At 32.1% G+C, this 18002-nt stretch carries 18 protein-coding genes; 2 read left to right on the top strand and 16 right to left on the bottom strand.

What is annotated here, in order from left to right; translation table 11 throughout:
* Positions 1-21 precede the first annotated feature (21 nt).
* The 11 genes from M2475_RS02775 to M2475_RS02725 all read right to left on the bottom strand — a co-directional run bounded on the left by M2475_RS02775 (position 22) and on the right by M2475_RS02725 (position 11059).
* Positions 22-456, bottom strand: a complete 435-nt coding sequence (locus M2475_RS02775; protein WP_277489446.1) for a GNAT family N-acetyltransferase — start codon at positions 454-456, stop codon at positions 22-24.
* A complete protein-coding gene (gene rlmD / locus M2475_RS02770; protein ID WP_277489445.1) occupies positions 453-1817 on the bottom strand; it encodes a 23S rRNA (uracil(1939)-C(5))-methyltransferase RlmD in 1365 nt (454 codons plus the stop codon). Before rlmD ends, M2475_RS02775 begins: the two co-directional genes overlap by 4 nt.
* Positions 1786-2409 (bottom strand): HAD family phosphatase, encoded by a 624-nt coding sequence (locus M2475_RS02765; RefSeq protein ID WP_277489443.1) that lies wholly within the window; start codon positions 2407-2409, stop codon positions 1786-1788. Before M2475_RS02765 ends, rlmD begins: the two co-directional genes overlap by 32 nt.
* A gap of 149 nt (positions 2410-2558) precedes the next feature.
* On the bottom strand, positions 2559-4457 hold the full coding sequence (gene htpG, locus M2475_RS02760; protein ID WP_277489442.1) for a molecular chaperone HtpG: 1899 nt from the start codon (positions 4455-4457) through the stop codon (positions 2559-2561).
* A 129-nt stretch (positions 4458-4586) separates the two neighbouring features.
* Entirely contained in the window at positions 4587-5123 is a 537-nt protein-coding gene (locus M2475_RS02755; protein WP_277489441.1) for a hypothetical protein, read from the bottom strand.
* On the bottom strand, positions 5120-5938 hold the full coding sequence (locus M2475_RS02750) for an HAD family hydrolase (RefSeq protein WP_277489440.1): 819 nt from the start codon (positions 5936-5938) through the stop codon (positions 5120-5122). The genes M2475_RS02755 and M2475_RS02750 overlap by 4 nt, the downstream gene beginning before the upstream one ends.
* A gap of 60 nt (positions 5939-5998) precedes the next feature.
* Entirely contained in the window at positions 5999-6526 is a 528-nt protein-coding gene (locus M2475_RS02745) for a DUF4375 domain-containing protein (RefSeq protein WP_277489439.1), read from the bottom strand.
* Positions 6527-6698: 172 nt separating this feature from the next.
* A complete protein-coding gene (locus M2475_RS02740; protein WP_277489438.1) occupies positions 6699-7142 on the bottom strand; it encodes a hypothetical protein in 444 nt (147 codons plus the stop codon).
* Positions 7143-7253: 111 nt separating this feature from the next.
* Positions 7254-8606, bottom strand: a complete 1353-nt coding sequence (locus tag M2475_RS02735) for an MATE family efflux transporter (protein ID WP_277489437.1) — start codon at positions 8604-8606, stop codon at positions 7254-7256.
* 111 nt (positions 8607-8717) lie between these two features.
* The gene (locus M2475_RS02730) at positions 8718-9716 is read right to left on the bottom strand and encodes an isocitrate/isopropylmalate dehydrogenase family protein (RefSeq protein WP_277489436.1); all 999 of its coding nucleotides are present in this window, start codon (positions 9714-9716) and stop codon (positions 8718-8720) included.
* 2 nt (positions 9717-9718) lie between these two features.
* On the bottom strand, positions 9719-11059 hold the full coding sequence (locus M2475_RS02725) for a citrate synthase (RefSeq protein ID WP_277489435.1): 1341 nt from the start codon (positions 11057-11059) through the stop codon (positions 9719-9721).
* Between the two features lie 104 nt (positions 11060-11163).
* Here M2475_RS02725 and M2475_RS02720 point away from each other — a divergent pair, with 104 nt between their 5' ends.
* Positions 11164-13080 (top strand): aconitate hydratase, encoded by a 1917-nt coding sequence (locus M2475_RS02720; RefSeq protein WP_277489434.1) that lies wholly within the window; start codon positions 11164-11166, stop codon positions 13078-13080.
* A 42-nt stretch (positions 13081-13122) separates the two neighbouring features.
* On the opposite strand, the gene M2475_RS02715 is transcribed toward M2475_RS02720, so the two are convergent.
* Together M2475_RS02715 and M2475_RS02710 are read right to left on the bottom strand one after the other, a co-directional pair.
* The gene (locus M2475_RS02715) at positions 13123-13395 is read right to left on the bottom strand and encodes a GNAT family N-acetyltransferase (protein ID WP_277489433.1); all 273 of its coding nucleotides are present in this window, start codon (positions 13393-13395) and stop codon (positions 13123-13125) included.
* A gap of 11 nt (positions 13396-13406) precedes the next feature.
* The gene (locus M2475_RS02710; RefSeq protein ID WP_277489492.1) at positions 13407-13679 is read right to left on the bottom strand and encodes a DUF1905 domain-containing protein; all 273 of its coding nucleotides are present in this window, start codon (positions 13677-13679) and stop codon (positions 13407-13409) included.
* Positions 13680-13822: 143 nt separating this feature from the next.
* Between M2475_RS02710 and M2475_RS02705 the strand changes: the two genes are divergently transcribed.
* Positions 13823-14023, top strand: coding sequence for a cold-shock protein (locus M2475_RS02705; RefSeq protein WP_277489431.1), 201 nt, complete (start codon positions 13823-13825; stop codon positions 14021-14023).
* Positions 14024-14058: 35 nt separating this feature from the next.
* On the opposite strand, the gene tkt is transcribed toward M2475_RS02705, so the two are convergent.
* The 3 genes from tkt to M2475_RS02690 all read right to left on the bottom strand — a co-directional run bounded on the left by tkt (position 14059) and on the right by M2475_RS02690 (position 17903).
* Positions 14059-16047 (bottom strand): transketolase, encoded by a 1989-nt coding sequence (gene tkt, locus M2475_RS02700; protein WP_277489430.1) that lies wholly within the window; start codon positions 16045-16047, stop codon positions 14059-14061.
* Between the two features lie 116 nt (positions 16048-16163).
* Positions 16164-17420 (bottom strand): neutral/alkaline non-lysosomal ceramidase N-terminal domain-containing protein, encoded by a 1257-nt coding sequence (locus M2475_RS02695; RefSeq protein WP_277489429.1) that lies wholly within the window; start codon positions 17418-17420, stop codon positions 16164-16166.
* A gap of 75 nt (positions 17421-17495) precedes the next feature.
* Positions 17496-17903 carry a DUF3788 family protein gene (locus M2475_RS02690; protein WP_277489427.1) on the bottom strand — a complete coding sequence of 136 codons (408 nt, stop codon included), beginning with the start codon at positions 17901-17903 and terminating at the stop codon, positions 17496-17498.
* Positions 17904-18002 lie beyond the last annotated feature (99 nt).

Here is an 18002-nt window from a genome sequence, read left to right as displayed (position 1 = left end):
GTTGTGTTGACGGAATAGATGTTACAACCACTGAATAAACGCTGTTTTATCGTTCCTTTTATAACCTGCTCGCTCATAAAAATGCAAAGTGCTTTCTTGCTTTGAGCCAGTCAACAACATCATTTTATAACATTTTTCTTTTAGGGCAATGTCTCTAGCATAATTCAAGCAAGCTGTTGCAAGTCCTCTTTTTCGATGGGCTTCATCAGTTACGACATTCTCAATAAATGCGTATGGACGTTGGTTTCGTGTTAGGTTAGGAATTATCACACATACACATGAGGAAACAATTCTTCCGTTCTCTTCAGCAACAATTATATGATGATTAGTATCATTGATTACGTTATCCCACAAAGCCATCATTTCATTATTTCTCACTGGAAATGGATTGTTATGCAGTTGAGTGTATAATTTCATTAATTCATCGAAGTCACTATTTATAATTTCTCGTATCATAAATCTCTCCTTTGATTATCTCTCGTCATCAACACTACACTCTCTACATGACTTGTCTTTGGAAACATATCAAATAGATACATGTCTTTATACGTATACTGTCTAGATAAATATTTAAGATCACGTACTTGAGTTTCTGGATTACATGAGATATACACTATTTTTTTAGGTTTCAACTTTGTTAGGGCTTGTAAGAAATTCTCATCACACCCATCTCTTGCTGGATCTATAATTACTACATCCACCATTGTCTTTTCACTTGCTAACTTTTGCATAAATGCTCCTGCATCCTGGGCAAAAAATTCAATATTATCAATATGATTACATTCTCTATTTATATTTGCATCCTTAATGGCATCCTTGTTTACTTCTACTGCCATCACACGCTTTGCTTTTTGAGCAGCTAATAAACTAATCGTTCCAATACCACAATATGTATCAACAATTACTTCATCACCTTTTAAATCCAATAAAGACAATGCTTTATCATATAGTTTTTCACATTGTTCATGATTGATTTGGTAAAAAGACTTCGGTGATATCTTAAAAGTTAAGCCACAAAGTGTATCATAGAAATATCCTTTTCCATAAAGTACATATTCTTGATTACCTAAAAGAACACTCGTATTACGATTGTTTATATTTTGTACAACTGCTTCGATATGTTCATTCCTATTCAACAACTCTTGAAGGAATTTCTTCTTTCCTTTAAATTCTTTTTCAGCTGTTATAAATGTCACCATAAATTTTTTATCTGTATTTTCACGCACTAATACATGACGCAAAAAACCAGTGCGCTTATTCTCATCATAGATATCTAAACGACACTTCTTTACAACTTCCTTAATATCCTTGATTAATGTATTTGTTGCATCATCATGCAACAAACACTTATCGATGTTTACCACCTTGTGAGATAGTGGTTCATAAAACCCAGCAATAACATCATTTTTTCTATTTTTTGTAAATGTTAGTGCCAACTTATTACGATATGCATAAGGTTCCTCTAAACCTTCACAATTATGAACGTTAATGTTTATTTTACCTTTGTTTGCAAGTTGTTTCACCGCTTCTGTCTTCTGTTTTAATTCAAATGGATATAACATATGCAAATAATTACAACTTCCACATTTTTGAAAATATGAACACTTCACTTTTGTTCTGATACTAGATGGTTTTTGTACTTGTACCAGTTCTGCCAAATACCCATCACGTATTTTTTTAACTACCTTCCCACTTACCTTCTCACCTTTTAGAACATACTTCATGAAAAGTTTGTCCTTCTTATACATAAACACTCCTAATCCGTTTGGTTGAATAGCTTCTATTTCACCATTCACCATTTGATCCTTTCTTAACATCGTCCGCCCCTTTCAATACTTTTTGTAATTTTATTTCCACAGATACATCATCTGTATAATGGATAACTTTCATTCCCAAAGCTTTTGCAGCTTCTACATTTGCTTTTAAATCATCTAAAAACAAAGTCTCTTCAAATTTCAAATCATAACGATTTGCTAATGTTTTATAAATCTCTGCATTGGGTTTTACCTGATGTTCCAAATAAGATAAAACATATCCATCTACATCATGGAAAAGCGAAAAATTTGCTTCGATATAATTTGCTGCATCCAATGATAAATTTGATAATAAATATACTGAGTATCCCTTTTCTTTAAACAATTTAATAAAGGGAATTGTCCCTTTAGGTTTTAATACTTCTGTCCAACGTGATAGTAGTTCATTGATTTCATTTTTATACACTTTACAATTCATAATTAATTCCGCTTTCACTTCATCTAAGGACTTTAACCCTAAATCATATGCTTCCCATGCGGATGAATTGAATATATATGTACATACCTGATTAGCATTTTTAATATCTTTGAAATGCTCAGCTGGTTTAAACTCTAATAGTACATTTCCAATATCAAAGACTATATTTTTTATCATTATGATTACCTCATGTTTTATTATATCAAAGACTCTAATAAAACTAAAACTTCTTTGTAAATTCTTCTTAACACTAACGAGTATATAAAAAACCGTATACGCACACTTTTTATGTGCCTTATACGGTCTTTTATACAATTCATCTATTTTTAACTGTTTGCTTTTACCATCAATTTTGCAATTTTATTTGCATATTCAATTGGATCTTTGATTTGAAAGCCTTCCATCAACAATGCTTGATCATATAAAATCTGTGCATAATCAGTAAGTTCTTCTTTGTTGTTCGCATATACATTTTGCAATGCTTTAAACAATTCATGATTTGGATTAATCTCTAGAATTCTACTTGCTTTCATCCCGGTTGGATTTGCATTAGGCATCTGGCTAAGTACTTTTTCCATCTCAAATGACATCCCATCTGCAGCACTAAGAACCACTGGATGACTTACTAAACGAGTTGATATCTTTACATCATCTACTTCATCTTTTAAAGCTTCTTTAATCACTTTTAATAAGTCTTCATTATCTTTTGCTGTTTGTTCAACTTTTTCTTTTTCTTCATCACTTGCAAGATCTAAATCTCCTTGTGAGATATTTTTAAATTGCTTTTCTTTATATGTACCTAATACTTGTAGTGCAAATTCATCTACATCATCAGTTAAATACAATACTTCATACTCCTTGTTTTTAAGTAATTCAACTTGTGGTAATTTATCAATTTTATCAATGCTATCACCACTGATGAAGTAAATCTCTTTTTGATCTTCAGGCATTCTATTCACATATTCATCAAGGGTAACAAGTTTGTTTTCCTTTGACGAGTAAAACATCAATAAATCTTGTAACAGCTCTTTATGAGCTCCAAACTCATTGTAAACACCATATTTAATCTGCATACCAAAGGTATTCCAGAATTCTTCATACTTCTCTCTTTCCGTGCGAAGCATCTTTAATAACTCACTCTTAATTTTCTTTTCAATACGACTTGCAATAACCCGTAATTGACGATCATGTTGCAACATCTCACGAGAAATATTCAATGATAAATCTTGAGAATCAACTAGTCCACGTACAAAGCGGAAATGCTCAGGAATCAATTCACTCGCCTTATCTAAGATAAAGACACCAGATGAATATAACTGCAATCCTTTTTCGTAGTCATTTGAATAATAATTCATTGGTGCTTTTGAAGGAATAAATAACAATGCATTAAATGAAACAGTTCCTTCCACATTTGTATGAATTACTTTCAATGGAGGATTATAATCCTGGAATTTATCCATATAAAAGTTATTATATTCATCTTCACTAATTTCACTCTTATTTCGTTTCCAAAGGGGAACCATTGAGTTTAACACTTTATTTTCTACAATCGTTTCATATTCATCACTGTCTTCTTTTTTACGACTTTCTTCAACATCCATATAAATTGGATAACGAATATAATCCGAATACTTACGAATCAATCTTTGAATTGTAGGACTTTCCAAATATTCATCATAATTTTCATCATCTGTATTTTCTTTTAAATACAATGTGATTATTGTACCATTTGTATCTTTATCTATTTTATTAATTTCATATCCATCACTAGTCTCACTATACCAACGATACGCTTCATCACTTCCATATTGTTTTGAAATTACTTCTACTTTATCAGCAACCATAAAAGAAGAATAGAAACCTACCCCAAATTGACCAATAATATCAACATCTTCATCTGTTTCATTATTTTCTTTAAAATCAAAAGATCCACTCTTTGCAATCGTTCCTAAGTTTTCTTCCAATTCTGCCTTGCTCATACCAATACCATTGTCACTAATGGTAATTGTACGTTCATTTTTATCTAACGCAATATCAATACGAAATTCATCACGGTTTACATCACTTAATTTTTCACTTAAAGATTTATAGTAAAGTTTATCAATTGCATCTGATGCATTGGATATCAACTCTCTAAGAAAAATCTCTTTATGTGTATAGATTGAATTAATCATCAAGTCCATCAATCGTTTGGACTCTGCTTTAAACGCTTTTTTTCTTGCCATATTACTACCTCCATTTAGCACTCGCTTATCAATTGTGCTAACAGTATTGTAATACTTCTTTTTAGCACTGTCAATATAAAAGTGCCAATTTTTTGTTCAGATAAAAAAAGCACAAATTCATGTGCTTTATCATTCTGCTTGTTTCTTCCATTTGGTTACTTTAAATTCCGCATATGGTGTAATATAGCTAAGTTCTTTTAAATCCATTTTCCCTTCTGGTTTAAATATACTTTTCGCATATTCCTCACTGTCTTCTAGTGGTAATCCAACTTTTTTCACTTTGAATATCGTTGGATCATCATTTTCCATAAGCATCCCATTTAAAATATGAGCTTCTACTTTGAACTTATGTTCTGTAAAATGATCAATTTCGATTAACAATTTATTTAATATTTCTTTTACTTGATATTCATTTGCATTATCTTTCAAAGCTACAATAAACTTATCTTTATATGGGAAATTAACAGGACGAAAAATAGTCATAAAGCTGTCCATCAATTCCACTACTTCTTTCTTAATGAATTTTGCATATGCTGCCTTTGCTTCTTTTTCTTCACCATCTATATAAGCATCTTCTCCATGAAAAGAAAAAGCAACAAGAACTGCTATTTCACAATGCTTAAATCCTCGTGGGATTTTATCGATTCTCACCGTTGGATATTTCATTTGTTCTCCTTCAACACAAAGTTTTCAATCGCATATGCAACTCCACTTTGATCATTGGTAAGGGTTACCTTATCCACTTTTTCTTTAATTTCTTTTGGTGCATTCTCCATTGCCACACTTAAACCAGCAATTTCAAACATTGGTAAATCATTATAATTATCTCCTATACAAACCACTTCTTTCGCACTAATCCCTAAATCCTTACAAACATTTAGAATCGCTTTTCCTTTAGAAGTTTGATCACTAGACATTTCAAAATACTCATCGTATAAATATAAGTTAATACCATCTAAATTCATAAGTTCTTCACGCATTTTACGAATACCATCCAAATCCGTATCCCAAGCAAAGATTTTTAAAATATCGATATCTTGTTCTTCTAAAATCTGATCAACATCAATATTGTATAACATATCCATTTGATCTTTTAATGGTGTCTGTGTCTTAAATTGATCATAATCTAAAATTCCTGGATCACTTTTTGTACACATTGATAAATTCTTATTTTTAAAGAACACACGAACATTATATTTTTTAGCCAATTTCGCAATTTTTTTCACTGTATCTGGATTGATTGGAAATTGCTTTGTTTTATTCGCAACTCGATAATATGCTCCATTAAATGTAATATGTCCCATTCTTCCAGAAATCTGATTCATAACTCGAATCGTGAAACAATTTGGTCTTCCACTAACAATTGCAACTTCAATGCCTTTATCTAAAGCCTTACGGATTGCATCTTTGTTTTTCGCAGAAATACGTTGTCTTGTATCCAATAATGTACCATCTAAATCTATACAAATTAATTTATACATACGTTCACCTCAATTGCTTCTAATTATAGCATATTCGTGTGTTTACGTCACATATATTATTTAGTTAAAACAGTGTTTGTTTTCCATAATATACGCATAGCAAAGTTCAATAATGTTATACGTTTCTTCAATCATTGGATGATGAACCGCATAATCATACTGAAGTAACATTTCAAATCGTTCATTATAAGATGTTTCTAATATCTCACGCCTTTTATTCATATCGGTTGGTAACTTTTCATCGAAGGTTTGATTTGCCTTTTCAATCAACACAGCATAACTTTCCGCTTTCAATGCTCGAAACGCTTTTGGATACTCATACATAAAATTACCAGCATAATTATAATATGCACAAGTAAAACTTCCATGGTAAATTTCCATTTGAAATAACTGACATAAAAATACTACTCGCTCTTCCTTTGTTAATTCATATAACTTTTCCCCATAATGACACTTATCACCAATGTAATTCTGCAATGCTATCAAAAAATCTAACTTGTCATCTATTTCCCATATTTCCTCCATTTCTAAATTTCTTAATTTTTTTAGTTGATCAATTAGATTTTCTTTTTTTAAATTGTACATCATATGCTTAACCTCTATACTATTCTAAATATACTCTTCATTAAATATCATATAATAATATACATTTACTGAATTCTATTTGCTATGTAGTTTATAAATTATGGCATCAAAAAACTTATGTTTCTTCAAAAACATAAGTCCTTTTTTTGCTTATAAATTATAAAAATCAAGCATATTATTTAGAATATAAATTTGTGAAATCAATACGATTTGTCTTATTTCGATAATTCATACGATTTTTCATATATACAAAAATTAAGCCTATATATATGATCACCGTTATCCCAAAGACTAAAATTGTTGCTTCTGATTGTTGAAATAAACTGCTATAAAGTGATGATGATATCGTTTTAATAAATTGTGGAATCGTACACGAAATAGAAATAAGTAACCCAATGACTACACTCCACAAGGAAAATGAAATTCGATGAATCATATACACATATAGAAAGAGTAATACACTTAAGAAATAAATCCCATAATTAGCAACAATATCAAAATAGCTTATTTGCTCCCTTGCAATTGATACTGTGTCAAACTTTATCAACGTTGTAAATAACACAACTAACAATAATGGGTATAAAACAACCCCCATATTAGATACTAGTTTCTTCAACATAATCTTACATTCCCTTCCTGCTAAGTATATAAACCTAGCAAAGTATTTTTCTCTGTATTTGTTTTTATTATACTACAATATGAAACTGATACCTATATTTTTTATTATAACCTAGGCATTGTTTTGCTTATGAATTGTCAAATTATTTAACCAGACACCTTTACGATATCGATGTCTCGCTACGACTAATTTTAATAAATCAAGAAGTTGAACCAAAAAATAATGAAGAGGCATATAAAGATGTAAAACACCAAATAAGAAGGCTATTGGAATGCTAATTACCCACATAAAACCAGAATCCATCAACAAGACACTCTTGGTGTCTCCCCCTGCTCTAAGGGTGAAAAAAGAGCTTGTGTTTAAATAATATAGCCAACTAAAACACGCTGCTATAGTAATGATAAGACGTGCCATAGAACGTGTACTATCACTAATTTCATAAAATCCTGTTATCACATAAGATACAATTAAAATGATAATTCCTAAACTCTGTCCTACAAAAGCACTGAGTTTAAGTAATTTCTTTGAATCCACTTTTGCTTGTTCAAAATTACTTTTCCCAAGACTTTTCCCAACAATAATCGAAATCGCAACACTCATTCCACCCATTCCAATAAAGATTAAATTAATCATTGCATTGGCAATACTCAAAGCAGCAATATTACTACTAATCCGTTGGGTGAAAATTACATTGGTCATCTGAATACCAAAAGCCCAAAAGAATTCATTGATTACCAACCCATATCCTCTTGTTATATAATTCTTTAAAATAAAACGTTCAAACTTAAACATATCCTTAATTCGAGTTTTGATTGGTGTATCCAATACCTTAGCAAGACCAATTGCTATTACCACCTCAACAATACGAGCAATCAAGGTTGCTAATCCTGCACCTGATACTCCCATATTAGGAAATCCTAAGTTTCCATAAATGAAACAATAATTGAAGAAAACATTTGTTAATACACTAATAATTGCAATATACATGGATACTTTAACTAACCCACAATAACGAAAGCTTCCACTGATTGCAATAGCAATAGAATAAATTAAGAATGTATATTTGATATATCCCATATATGTCATGGCAATTGCAACAGTAGCTTTATCTTCGGTAAATAAATATAAGATTTTTTCAGGAATAATATTCATCAACAAGAAGAAAATAATTCCAGTTATGATATTAAAGATCAATACAACTCTGAATACTTCAGTAACTTTTTCATCGTTTTGTGCTCCTCGATACTGAGAAATAAAAATTCCGCCTGCTGCGCTTAATCCCAATACAACAACAGTAAAAATAAAAAATACTTGATTCGCAATGGAAACACCAGAAATAGATACTTCATTAAGTTTTCCCACCATAAAATTATCAACTAATTGTGATACATTGGTAACCAATTGTTGAATGATACTCGGTAGTGCTAATGAAAGTGCAAATATATAAAATGATCGATTCTTCATCATGTTCCCCCTAAAAACTGCTATTACCTTATATCATACTAGAAAAAGGCAAATATTTCATTATTGTTTTCATAAATAATAAAAACTTAAGTATTTAAATACCTAAGTTTCTTATGCTAGTTTTGCGATAATCGCATCCCCAAATTCAGTTGTTGAGCTTGTACCACCTAAATCAGCCGTTCTGACTTTATTTTCAATCAAGACTTCATCGATTGCATTGCGGATTGCACCTGCCTCTTTTTCATATCCCAAATAATCCAACATTAAACATGCTGCTAATAATAAAGCGATTGGATTTGCTTTGTTTTGTCCTGCAATATCTGGAGCACTTCCATGTACTGCTTCAAACATTGCAAAGTCATCTCCTAAATTACTACTAGGCAATAACCCTAACCCACCAATTAAACCACTTGTTAGATCCGATACGATATCACCATATAAGTTTGGCATAACCATAATATCAAATTGCTCTGGCCTCATAACCAATTGCATACATGTATTATCAACAATCATATCGTTTGCTTCAATTTGTGGATAATCTGCTTTTATTTCATTAAAGATACGTAAGAACATTCCATCACTTTGCTTCAAAATGTTTGCTTTATGAACACAAGTTACCTTCTTGCGATTATTTTTAATTGCATATTCAAAGGCTGCACGAATAATTCTCTCACTTGCTTTTCTTGTAATAAGCTTAATCGCATGAACTGTATTTTCATCAATCATTTCTTCTTGTCCAATGTATAAATCTTCTGTGTTCTCTCTAAATGTAATAATATCAATATTTTCAAATGGTGTTTTCACATTTGGCATTGATTTTGCAGGGCGAATATTCGCATACAAATCATATTTATTACGTAATTGTACATTTAAACTTTTAAACCCTTTACCAATAGGTGTTGTAATTGGTGCTTTTAATACCACTTTATTTTTTTCAATAGAATCAAATACACTTTGAGGAATCAAAGCTCCAGTTTTTTCATAACATGCTTCACCAACTTCATGAAGTTCAAAGTTTAAATCTAAATTTAATACTTCTAAAATACGAACAACTTCTTTACAAATTTCAGGACCGATTCCATCGCCTTTTAATACTGTAATGTTTTTCATTTTTATTCTCCTCTTTTTTCTAGTTCTACATATTCTTGTAGTTCGCCAACATATTTTGTTGCAGGACGAACGATTTTACCACTATACAATTGACTTTCAATATTATGTGCTAACCAACCTATCGTTCTTGCACAAACAAATAATAAGGTATACATATCTTTAGGAATATTCAGCATTTCATAAACAAATCCACTATAGAAATCCACATTACTAGAACAACGAATTCCTTTATGCTCATAGATAACTTCTTTGGCAACTTCTTCAAAACGTTTATAAAATTTATATTCTTTTAGCATCTGCTTTTCTTTAGCAAGTTTATAAGCTGCATCACATAAAACTTCACTACGTGGATCACTAATCGTATAAACAGCATGTCCCATTCCATAGACAAGACCGCTTTGATCATAGAAATCTTTATTTAATAGACGCTTGATAATCGCTCTGATTTCATCTTCATCTTCACTATACCCTATCGTTTCGATTACTTGTTCCATCATACCACAAACTTTTAAATTTGCTCCTCCATGTTTTGGACCTTTCAAAGAACCTATCGCTCCCGCAAATGAAGAATAAATATCGGTACCACTACTTGACATTACAACATTCACAAAAGTTGAATTATTTCCTCCACCATGGTCTGCATGTAACACTAGTGCAATATCTAAAACCATTGCTTCTATATCTGTAAATTTGCGATCAGGACGAATCATTTGTAAAATATTTTGCGCAAATGATAAGCTTGGATCAACATGATGAATAAACATACTCTGTTCATCAAAATAATGAATCTTACTTTGATAATTATAACAGATCAAACTTGGTACCTTTGATACAATATGCAATCCTTGATCAAGAATATGATCAACACTTACATCATCTGGTGTTTTATCATATGCATATAATGTTAAAACATCCTGTTGCAGTTTATTCATTAAATTATGTGTTGGTGAACGCAATATTTTATTTTCTAAAAAGCCTTTTGGTAATGCATATTTTTTATGCAATTCGTTTTTAAAGATTTCAAATTCTTCTACATTTGGTAAATATCCAAACAAAATTAGAAAACATACTTCTTCAAATACATCAGCATTGCGCTTTGATGCATTTGCAATGATATCCTTAACATCAATCCCACGATAATATAATTCTCCTGGCATATCTACTTTGGTATCACATTCGCGACAATATCCAACTACATCACTGATCTTTGTAAGACCTACAAGAACACCTGTACCATCTTCATTACGAAGACCGTTTTTCACTGAATATTCTTTGTATAAATGATTTTCAATTTTCCCTATTTCTTTTGTTTTTTCAAAAAATTGCTTAATACAATCGTTCATTTTTCTCACCCCCAAAGTTTATATGGTATAGATTATACCATTATTCATTAAAAAAACTAAGAAAAATTATGATATAATAGGTATCAAAATAAAGGAGGACATATATGGCAACACTTTGCGAAAAAATTTTAAAAGATCATTTAGTTGAAGGATCTTATAAAAAAGGAGAACAAATTGGAATTCGAATTGACCAAACATTAACCCAAGATGCAACAGGTACAATGGCTTATCTACAACTGGAAGCAATGGGTATCGATAAAGTAAAAACGGATCTATCTATCAGTTATGTGGATCACAATACCTTACAAAGTGGTTTTGAAAATGCAGATGATCACAAATATTTACAAACGGTGGCAAATGCATATGGTATTTATTTTTCAAAACCAGGAAATGGAATCTGTCATCAAGTTCATTTAGAACGTTTTGCAGCACCAGGAAAAACATTATTAGGAAGTGACTCACACACACCAACCGCTGGTGGTGTTGGTAGTATCGCTATGGGTGCTGGTGGTTTAGATGTTGCTTGTGCCATGGCAGGAAGACCATTCTTTCTTACCGCTCCAAAAGTTGTAAATGTAAAACTAAGTGGAAAGCTATCAAAAGGTGTATCTAGTAAAGACATCATCTTAAAAGTATTACAACTTATGAGTGTCAAAGGTGGAGTTGGTAAGATCATTGAATATACAGGTGATGGAGTACGCTCATTAACCATTCCTCAACGTGCTACAATCTGTAACATGGGTGCTGAATTAGGAGCAACAACATCCATCTTTCCAAGTGATGAAGTAACTTATGAATTTCTTAAAAAACAACATCGTGAAGATGTATATGTGGAATTACATGCAGATGAGGATGCAGTTTATGATGAAACTTATGAAATTGATTTAAACACACTAGAACCAATGATTGCAATGCCTCATTCTCCTGATAATGTACAAAACATTAGTGAAGTAGAAGGCTTAAAGGTTGATCAAGTAGCAATTGGATCTTGTACCAATTCATCATATTTAGATCTTACAACAGTTGGTAATATTTTAAAGAACAACACTGTAAATCCTAATGTCAGTCTAGTAATTAGTCCTGGTAGTAAACAAGTGTTACAAATGATTACCAAAAATGGTTCTTTATCCAATATGATTGCAAGTGGAGCTAGAATCTTAGAATCAACATGTGGTCCATGTATTGGAATGGGACAATCTCCAATTACCAATGCTTTATCCCTTAGAACCTTCAATCGTAATTTCTATGGACGTAGTGGTACTTTAAGTGCAAAAGTATGTCTAGTATCACCAGAAGTAGCTGCTGTAAGTGCTATCAATGGTGTTATTAGTGATCCTCGTAAATTTGATTTTGAAATCGTTGAAGAGCCCGAAACATTCATGATTGATGATTCTATGATCATTAAACCAGATTGTGATAAGAGCAAAGAAATCGTTCGTGGACCAAACATTAAACCATTGCCAATTAATAATCCATTGGATGATAAAATTCATAAACGGGTTATGATTAAAGTAGAAGATAATATTACAACTGATCATATTGCTCCTGCTGGTGCAAAAGTATTACCATATCGTTCAAACATTGAAAAGATATCAGAATTTATCTTTATGAATAACAAAGCTGATTTCCATGATGTATGTAAAGAGTATGGCGGAGGGTATATTGTTGCTGGTCATAACTATGGACAAGGTTCTTCAAGAGAACATGCAGCATTAGCACCAATGTATTTGGGAATTAAAGCTGTTATAGCGAAAAGCTTTGCTCGTATCCATCGTGCAAACCTTATAAATTTTGGAATCTTACCTTTAACTTTCCAAAACGAAATAGATTACGATACAATTGATGAAATGGATGAATTACACATCAATGATTTAGATCACTTAGAAGTTGGAAAGCCAATCCAAATCTTAAATACTACAAAGGATAAACAATATCTTGTAGACCATCATCTAAGTAACTTAGATATTGAGCTTATCAAAGCTGGTGGAACATTAAATCATATAAAGAATACTAACGAATAAAGAAAAAGTCATAATGCCTATTAATTAAGCATTATGACTTTTTTACTTCTTCAAATATTTTTCGTATTCAGGATGTTTTTGAAACCAAGAAACACTATAAGAACACACTGGTGAAGCCGTTGCTCCCTTTTCTTCCAACAAGACAATAAGTTCATCTAATAGTTTCCCTGCTATCCCTTGTCCTCGTAGTGAAGGATCCACATAGGTGCTCATCAAATAATATACATTTTGATGTTCTTTATACTCTAATGCTGCTAGTTCTTTTCCATGTTCATCTACATAGATGATAGCTTTTGTTTTTCTTTGTATTTTCATTTTATCTTCTCCTATTTACTACGCTCCACAAGGGTTACAAGCACCCTATCCCCAGGTTGCTTATTTATCTTTTTACGAATATCTTTACGAATTCCAATAATATGGTTTACTGTTTTCATTCTAACCAAGCTACCATCATATGGTTCACCATCAAAGGTAGCATGAACAGGAACTCTACCTTTATTAAATTCTGCTTTCACATCAAATGGTATTTCCACATAAGCACCATCAATGTCAGGTACCTTTTTAATAACTGCTTCAAATTTATATGTTTTCATTGCAATACTCCTTCTCTTTAATTATACATAAAACGAAATAATTTGCTTATCAGATGAACTTATGTTATTATAATCACGTAATTAAGTTGTACTTTGATCAAAGCATTTTGGGTTTAGACTTCTTATATTATAGTTAGGAGGTCTTAATAATGGAATCAGGAAAAGTAAAATTCTTTAACGATGAAAAAGGTTTTGGGTTTATCACTACCGACGCAGGTAAAGATGTATTCGTTCACTTCTCAGGTATTGCAAGTGAAGGTTTCAAATCTTTAAAAGAAGGCGATTACGTGAAATTTGATATTGAAACAGATACTCGCGGTGATAAAGCAATAAATGTTGAAGTTGTATAAGACAAAAGACCAAAAGGATGCAGATGCATCCTTTTTTATTTTCTTAAATGAGTAATAATACGATTGGTAATCTTAGGTACTGTAAAACCAAATTCTTCAAATATGTCTTTTGCAGGTGCTGAAGCACCGAAATGATCTAACCCTATCACTAACCCTCTATCTCCTACAAACTCATGCCAGCCTAAGGTAGAAGCTGCCTCAATCGATATTTTAATAGAATCTTTTGGTAACAATCGTTCTTGCTCTTGTGGGTTTAGGGATTTGAAATTTTTCCAACTTGGCATACTCACTACACTAACATCAATGTTTCTATCTAACAATTCCTTTTGAACATCCAATGCCAAAGCTACTTCAGAACCCGTTGCAATAAGAATTGCTGCTGCTTGTTTTTTCGCTTTACGAACAAGATAAGCACCAGCTTTAACACCTTTATTTATAACTTCTTGTTTTACATCTAAAATAGGTAATGGCTGACGTGATAAGATAAGTGCTGTTGGTTGTGTAGCTGTCATTGCTTCTTTCCATGCTGCTACACATTCTTTTGCATCCGCAGGACGAATGACATTTAAATTAGGCATTGCTCTTAAAGATGCAAGTTGTTCAATTGGTTCATGGGTAGGACCATCTTCACCAACCGCAATACTGTCATGTGTAAATACATAAATTACTGGTAATTGCATAAGTGCTGCTAGACGAATGGCTGCCCGCATATAATCAGAGAACACAAAGAAAGTTGCCCCAAAAGGTTTTAAACCACCATGTAAAGATATTCCATTCATCATTGCTGCTTCTCCAAACTCACGAACCCCATACCAAATATTACGATTCTTTGGCGTTGTGTTACGATAAGCGCCTTCTTTTTTTATAAACGTTTTATTAGATCCACCTAAATCTGCAGAACCACCAAAGAATTCGGGAACTTTTTCAGCGAGTGCATTAATGATTGCTCCTGAAGCACTACGTGTTGCAATTTTGCCATCCTCAATTTGATAATTTGGTAAGAATGCATCATAATCTTTTGGCAACACACCTTGGATTACTCGTTTTAACTCCTTGTAATCATCTGGATATTTTTCCTTATATTGTTGAAGGGTTGCTTCCCACTGCGCTACCTCTTGATTTCCTGCTCTTGGATACGTTAAAAGTACTTCCTTAACTTCTTTAGGAACTTCAAAAGGTGCATATTTCCAACCATATTTTTCTCTTACCAATGCTACCTCTTCTTGCCCTAAAGGTGAACCATGACTCAACGCCGTTCCTCCTTTATTTGGGGAACCATATCCAATGGTTGTTTTTACTTCAATCAAGGTAGGTCTGGTTTCTTTTTGGGCTGCTTTGATTGCTTCATCAATCGCATCGACATCATTCCCATCTTCTACATGTAACACTTGCCAATGATATGCATCAAAACGTTTTTTCACATCCTCTGAAAAAGACATCGCTAAATCTCCATCTAAGGAAATATCATTGGAATCATATAAAAGAATCAACTTTCCCAATTGTAAATGTCCTGCCAAGGAAGCAGCTTCACTAGCAACTCCTTCCATTAAATCTCCATCTCCACAAATAGCATATGTGTAATGGTCAATCACGGATATATCCTCTTTATTATATTTTGCAGCCAAATGATGTTCTGCCAATGCCATTCTTACAGCCATAGCAATCCCCTGTCCTAGTGGTCCTGTTGTGGCATCAACACCTTTGGTTTGACGATACTCTGGATGTCCAGGTGTCTTACTATGAAGTTGTCGAAAGGCTTTCAAATCCACTATTGAAAGACCATATCCATACAGATGCAGAATACTATATAGTAAGGCTGAACCATGGCCTGCTGATAACACAAAGCGATCACGATTAAACCAATCAGGATGATTGGGGCTCACTTTCATATTCTTAGAAAACAATGTATATGCTATTGGTGCTGCACCCATCGGCATTCCTGGATGTCCAGAATTTGCTTTTTCAACCATATCTATAGATAGCATGCGTAAGGTATCAATTATCATTTGATCTTGTGTGTTCATCTTAAAGTCCTCCTTATAATTTTTATTCTATCGCAAATTTATAGAATGCCAAGCAAATGACTCTTTTTTCTTATCCCCTTTCATTTTTTACAAAAAAAAGAATGTTTCCATTCTCTTTATGTATGCAATTCCTTTAATTTTTGATTGATATATGCAATCATCTTTTCACCCTCTCCTGATGCATAATAACTCATCATCGATTCATAATATTCCTGTTCATAAGCTTCTTGATCTGCAATATACGCATGATATCCATTTGCATAATTAATCACTATGCAATGATCACATTCAATTTTTTCTTCTAATGAATGAAACAATTCAGCAGGAACACAAACCACATAATAATCACCAAATTGAATAATCGCCAAATGAATTTCTGATGATGGTGCACCATCATCATGTATGATTAAGCGGTAATTTGCTTGTGCACCTTCATAATATGATTCTAATAATCGCAATGCCTGTGGTGTTAAGCCTTCCTTGATTCCAGCTTCAAGCTTTGCTTTTGTTTCATCCAATTTTTGCTTTGCTTCTACTTCACTTTCCAATTCACGTTTTTTTAAATCATAAGTATAATGATATGCCTTATATTTATTTATCTCGATTGGTTTGCTTGTTTTTAAAGTAGTGGAAATTTGTTTTACTGCTACCGATGCCAATCTTTCCAATTCCTCAAAACTAGATTCTTTTCTTGTGAAACGAGTACTTATATTTCCACAAGATCCATTCAAGAACATTACGTTTGAATATTGTTCTTTTAAACGTTCTTCGATACAACCTACAAAATCAGAAGAAATTTCCTTGTTCTCATGATGCAATACCGTTGGATGGCATGCAAAATGATAAAGTAAAATATCTTCTTTCTTTTTATCTCTAGTAAACAAAATCGTCGTTAATGTATTGGGAATTAAAATATCTTTATTATGTCGACTTGTCGCAAAATTTTTCAACTCACTTTGGGCAATACTTAGTTTGAATTTCCCAAAATCCATCATCGCTTCTTTTACTGCATGTACACTTTTGATGGCTACTTGCTTTATATATTCATGATCAACTTCACCAAAAACATCTGCAAATGCACCTACTTCGCATGTTCCACATGGCCCTGAATGGGTATGTGTTGCAAAGACTTCAATATCTTCAAAATGAAAATGATGTTTTTTCAATTCTTCTTTGAAACGCACTAAAAACACATGATCAATTGCAATTAAATCAAGCGATAACCAAAGATAGGTTTTACGCCAATGTTTTAAGACCAATGCTTTTGCATATAATGGTGAATGTATACCCTCTGATTTTCTATCCTCTATGTAACCAGCTAATGATACTCCCACATCTGGAGTAATATCAACTTTTGCATAACCTATTTTCATATCTTCACCTTCCTTATTATTAAGAGTATTATATCATTATTTCTCTATCTCCTATACACATTCACATAATGTAATTTAATTCTCTATTTTAATTTGAATCAGATGAATGATATCATCAAGCATATGATTATTTTCCACTTCAACCTGCAATCCTCTACCTTCCATATATTTTCTTGCATTTAAAAGTTGTTCAATTAAAGCTTTGTCAATTTCACTTTCACTTATCACTTGTACAGCACGTTCACCAAATACAAAAGAAACCATAAATTTATCTAGGCTAGGAATCATATAATATAATGTTCTCTTCTTTTGCTTAATAAGCATTGTCCAACCTACTTTTTTAGTATACATTTTCCATTCATATGATATATTATCAAGCTTTTCATGATGTTCACAAAGTTGTAGCCATATAGCATAACTATCACCTAACATCTTTTCTACATCGATTTCAGTTGGTTCTATACGCTTTTCCTTTTCACTCATAAACTTCCTCCTCGTATAATATGTAATGTAATCAAACAGAAGCATCGCCTTCAATATCGATTGCATTTACACTCTAATTAATAGATAATAGATTCGTTT

This window comes from Breznakia sp. PF5-3 (assembly GCF_029504745.1).
In the GTDB taxonomy this organism is placed as follows: domain Bacteria; phylum Bacillota_I; class Bacilli_A; order Erysipelotrichales; family Erysipelotrichaceae; genus Breznakia.
This window is presented reverse-complemented; position numbering and strand designations above follow the sequence as displayed.

Bases quoted from the DNA above. Each gene is read 5' to 3' on its own strand.
- M2475_RS02755 (WP_277489441.1), bottom strand. From the start codon at position 5,123: ATGAAATATCCAACGGTGAGAATCGATAAAATCCCACGAGGATTTAAG.
- M2475_RS02730 (WP_277489436.1), bottom strand. From the start codon at position 9,716: ATGAAAAACATTACAGTATTAAAAGGCGATGGAATCGGTCCTGAAATT.
- M2475_RS02690 (WP_277489427.1), bottom strand. From the start codon at position 17,903: ATGAGTGAAAAGGAAAAGCGTATAGAACCAACTGAAATCGATGTAGAA.
- M2475_RS02735 (WP_277489437.1), bottom strand. From the start codon at position 8,606: ATGAAGAATCGATCATTTTATATATTTGCACTTTCATTAGCACTACCG.
- M2475_RS02740 (WP_277489438.1), bottom strand. From the start codon at position 7,142: ATGTTGAAGAAACTAGTATCTAATATGGGGGTTGTTTTATACCCATTA.
- M2475_RS02750 (WP_277489440.1), bottom strand. From the start codon at position 5,938: ATGTATAAATTAATTTGTATAGATTTAGATGGTACATTATTGGATACA.
- M2475_RS02705 (WP_277489431.1), top strand. From the start codon at position 13,823: ATGGAATCAGGAAAAGTAAAATTCTTTAACGATGAAAAAGGTTTTGGG.
- M2475_RS02720 (WP_277489434.1), top strand. From the start codon at position 11,164: ATGGCAACACTTTGCGAAAAAATTTTAAAAGATCATTTAGTTGAAGGA.
- M2475_RS02775 (WP_277489446.1), bottom strand. From the start codon at position 456: ATGATACGAGAAATTATAAATAGTGACTTCGATGAATTAATGAAATTA.
- M2475_RS02725 (WP_277489435.1), bottom strand. From the start codon at position 11,059: ATGAACGATTGTATTAAGCAATTTTTTGAAAAAACAAAAGAAATAGGG.
- M2475_RS02715 (WP_277489433.1), bottom strand. From the start codon at position 13,395: ATGAAAATACAAAGAAAAACAAAAGCTATCATCTATGTAGATGAACAT.
- htpG (WP_277489442.1), bottom strand. From the start codon at position 4,457: ATGGCAAGAAAAAAAGCGTTTAAAGCAGAGTCCAAACGATTGATGGAC.
- M2475_RS02695 (WP_277489429.1), bottom strand. From the start codon at position 17,420: ATGAAAATAGGTTATGCAAAAGTTGATATTACTCCAGATGTGGGAGTA.
- M2475_RS02765 (WP_277489443.1), bottom strand. From the start codon at position 2,409: ATGATAAAAAATATAGTCTTTGATATTGGAAATGTACTATTAGAGTTT.
- rlmD (WP_277489445.1), bottom strand. From the start codon at position 1,817: ATGTTAAGAAAGGATCAAATGGTGAATGGTGAAATAGAAGCTATTCAA.
- M2475_RS02745 (WP_277489439.1), bottom strand. From the start codon at position 6,526: ATGATGTACAATTTAAAAAAAGAAAATCTAATTGATCAACTAAAAAAA.
- tkt (WP_277489430.1), bottom strand. From the start codon at position 16,047: ATGAACACACAAGATCAAATGATAATTGATACCTTACGCATGCTATCT.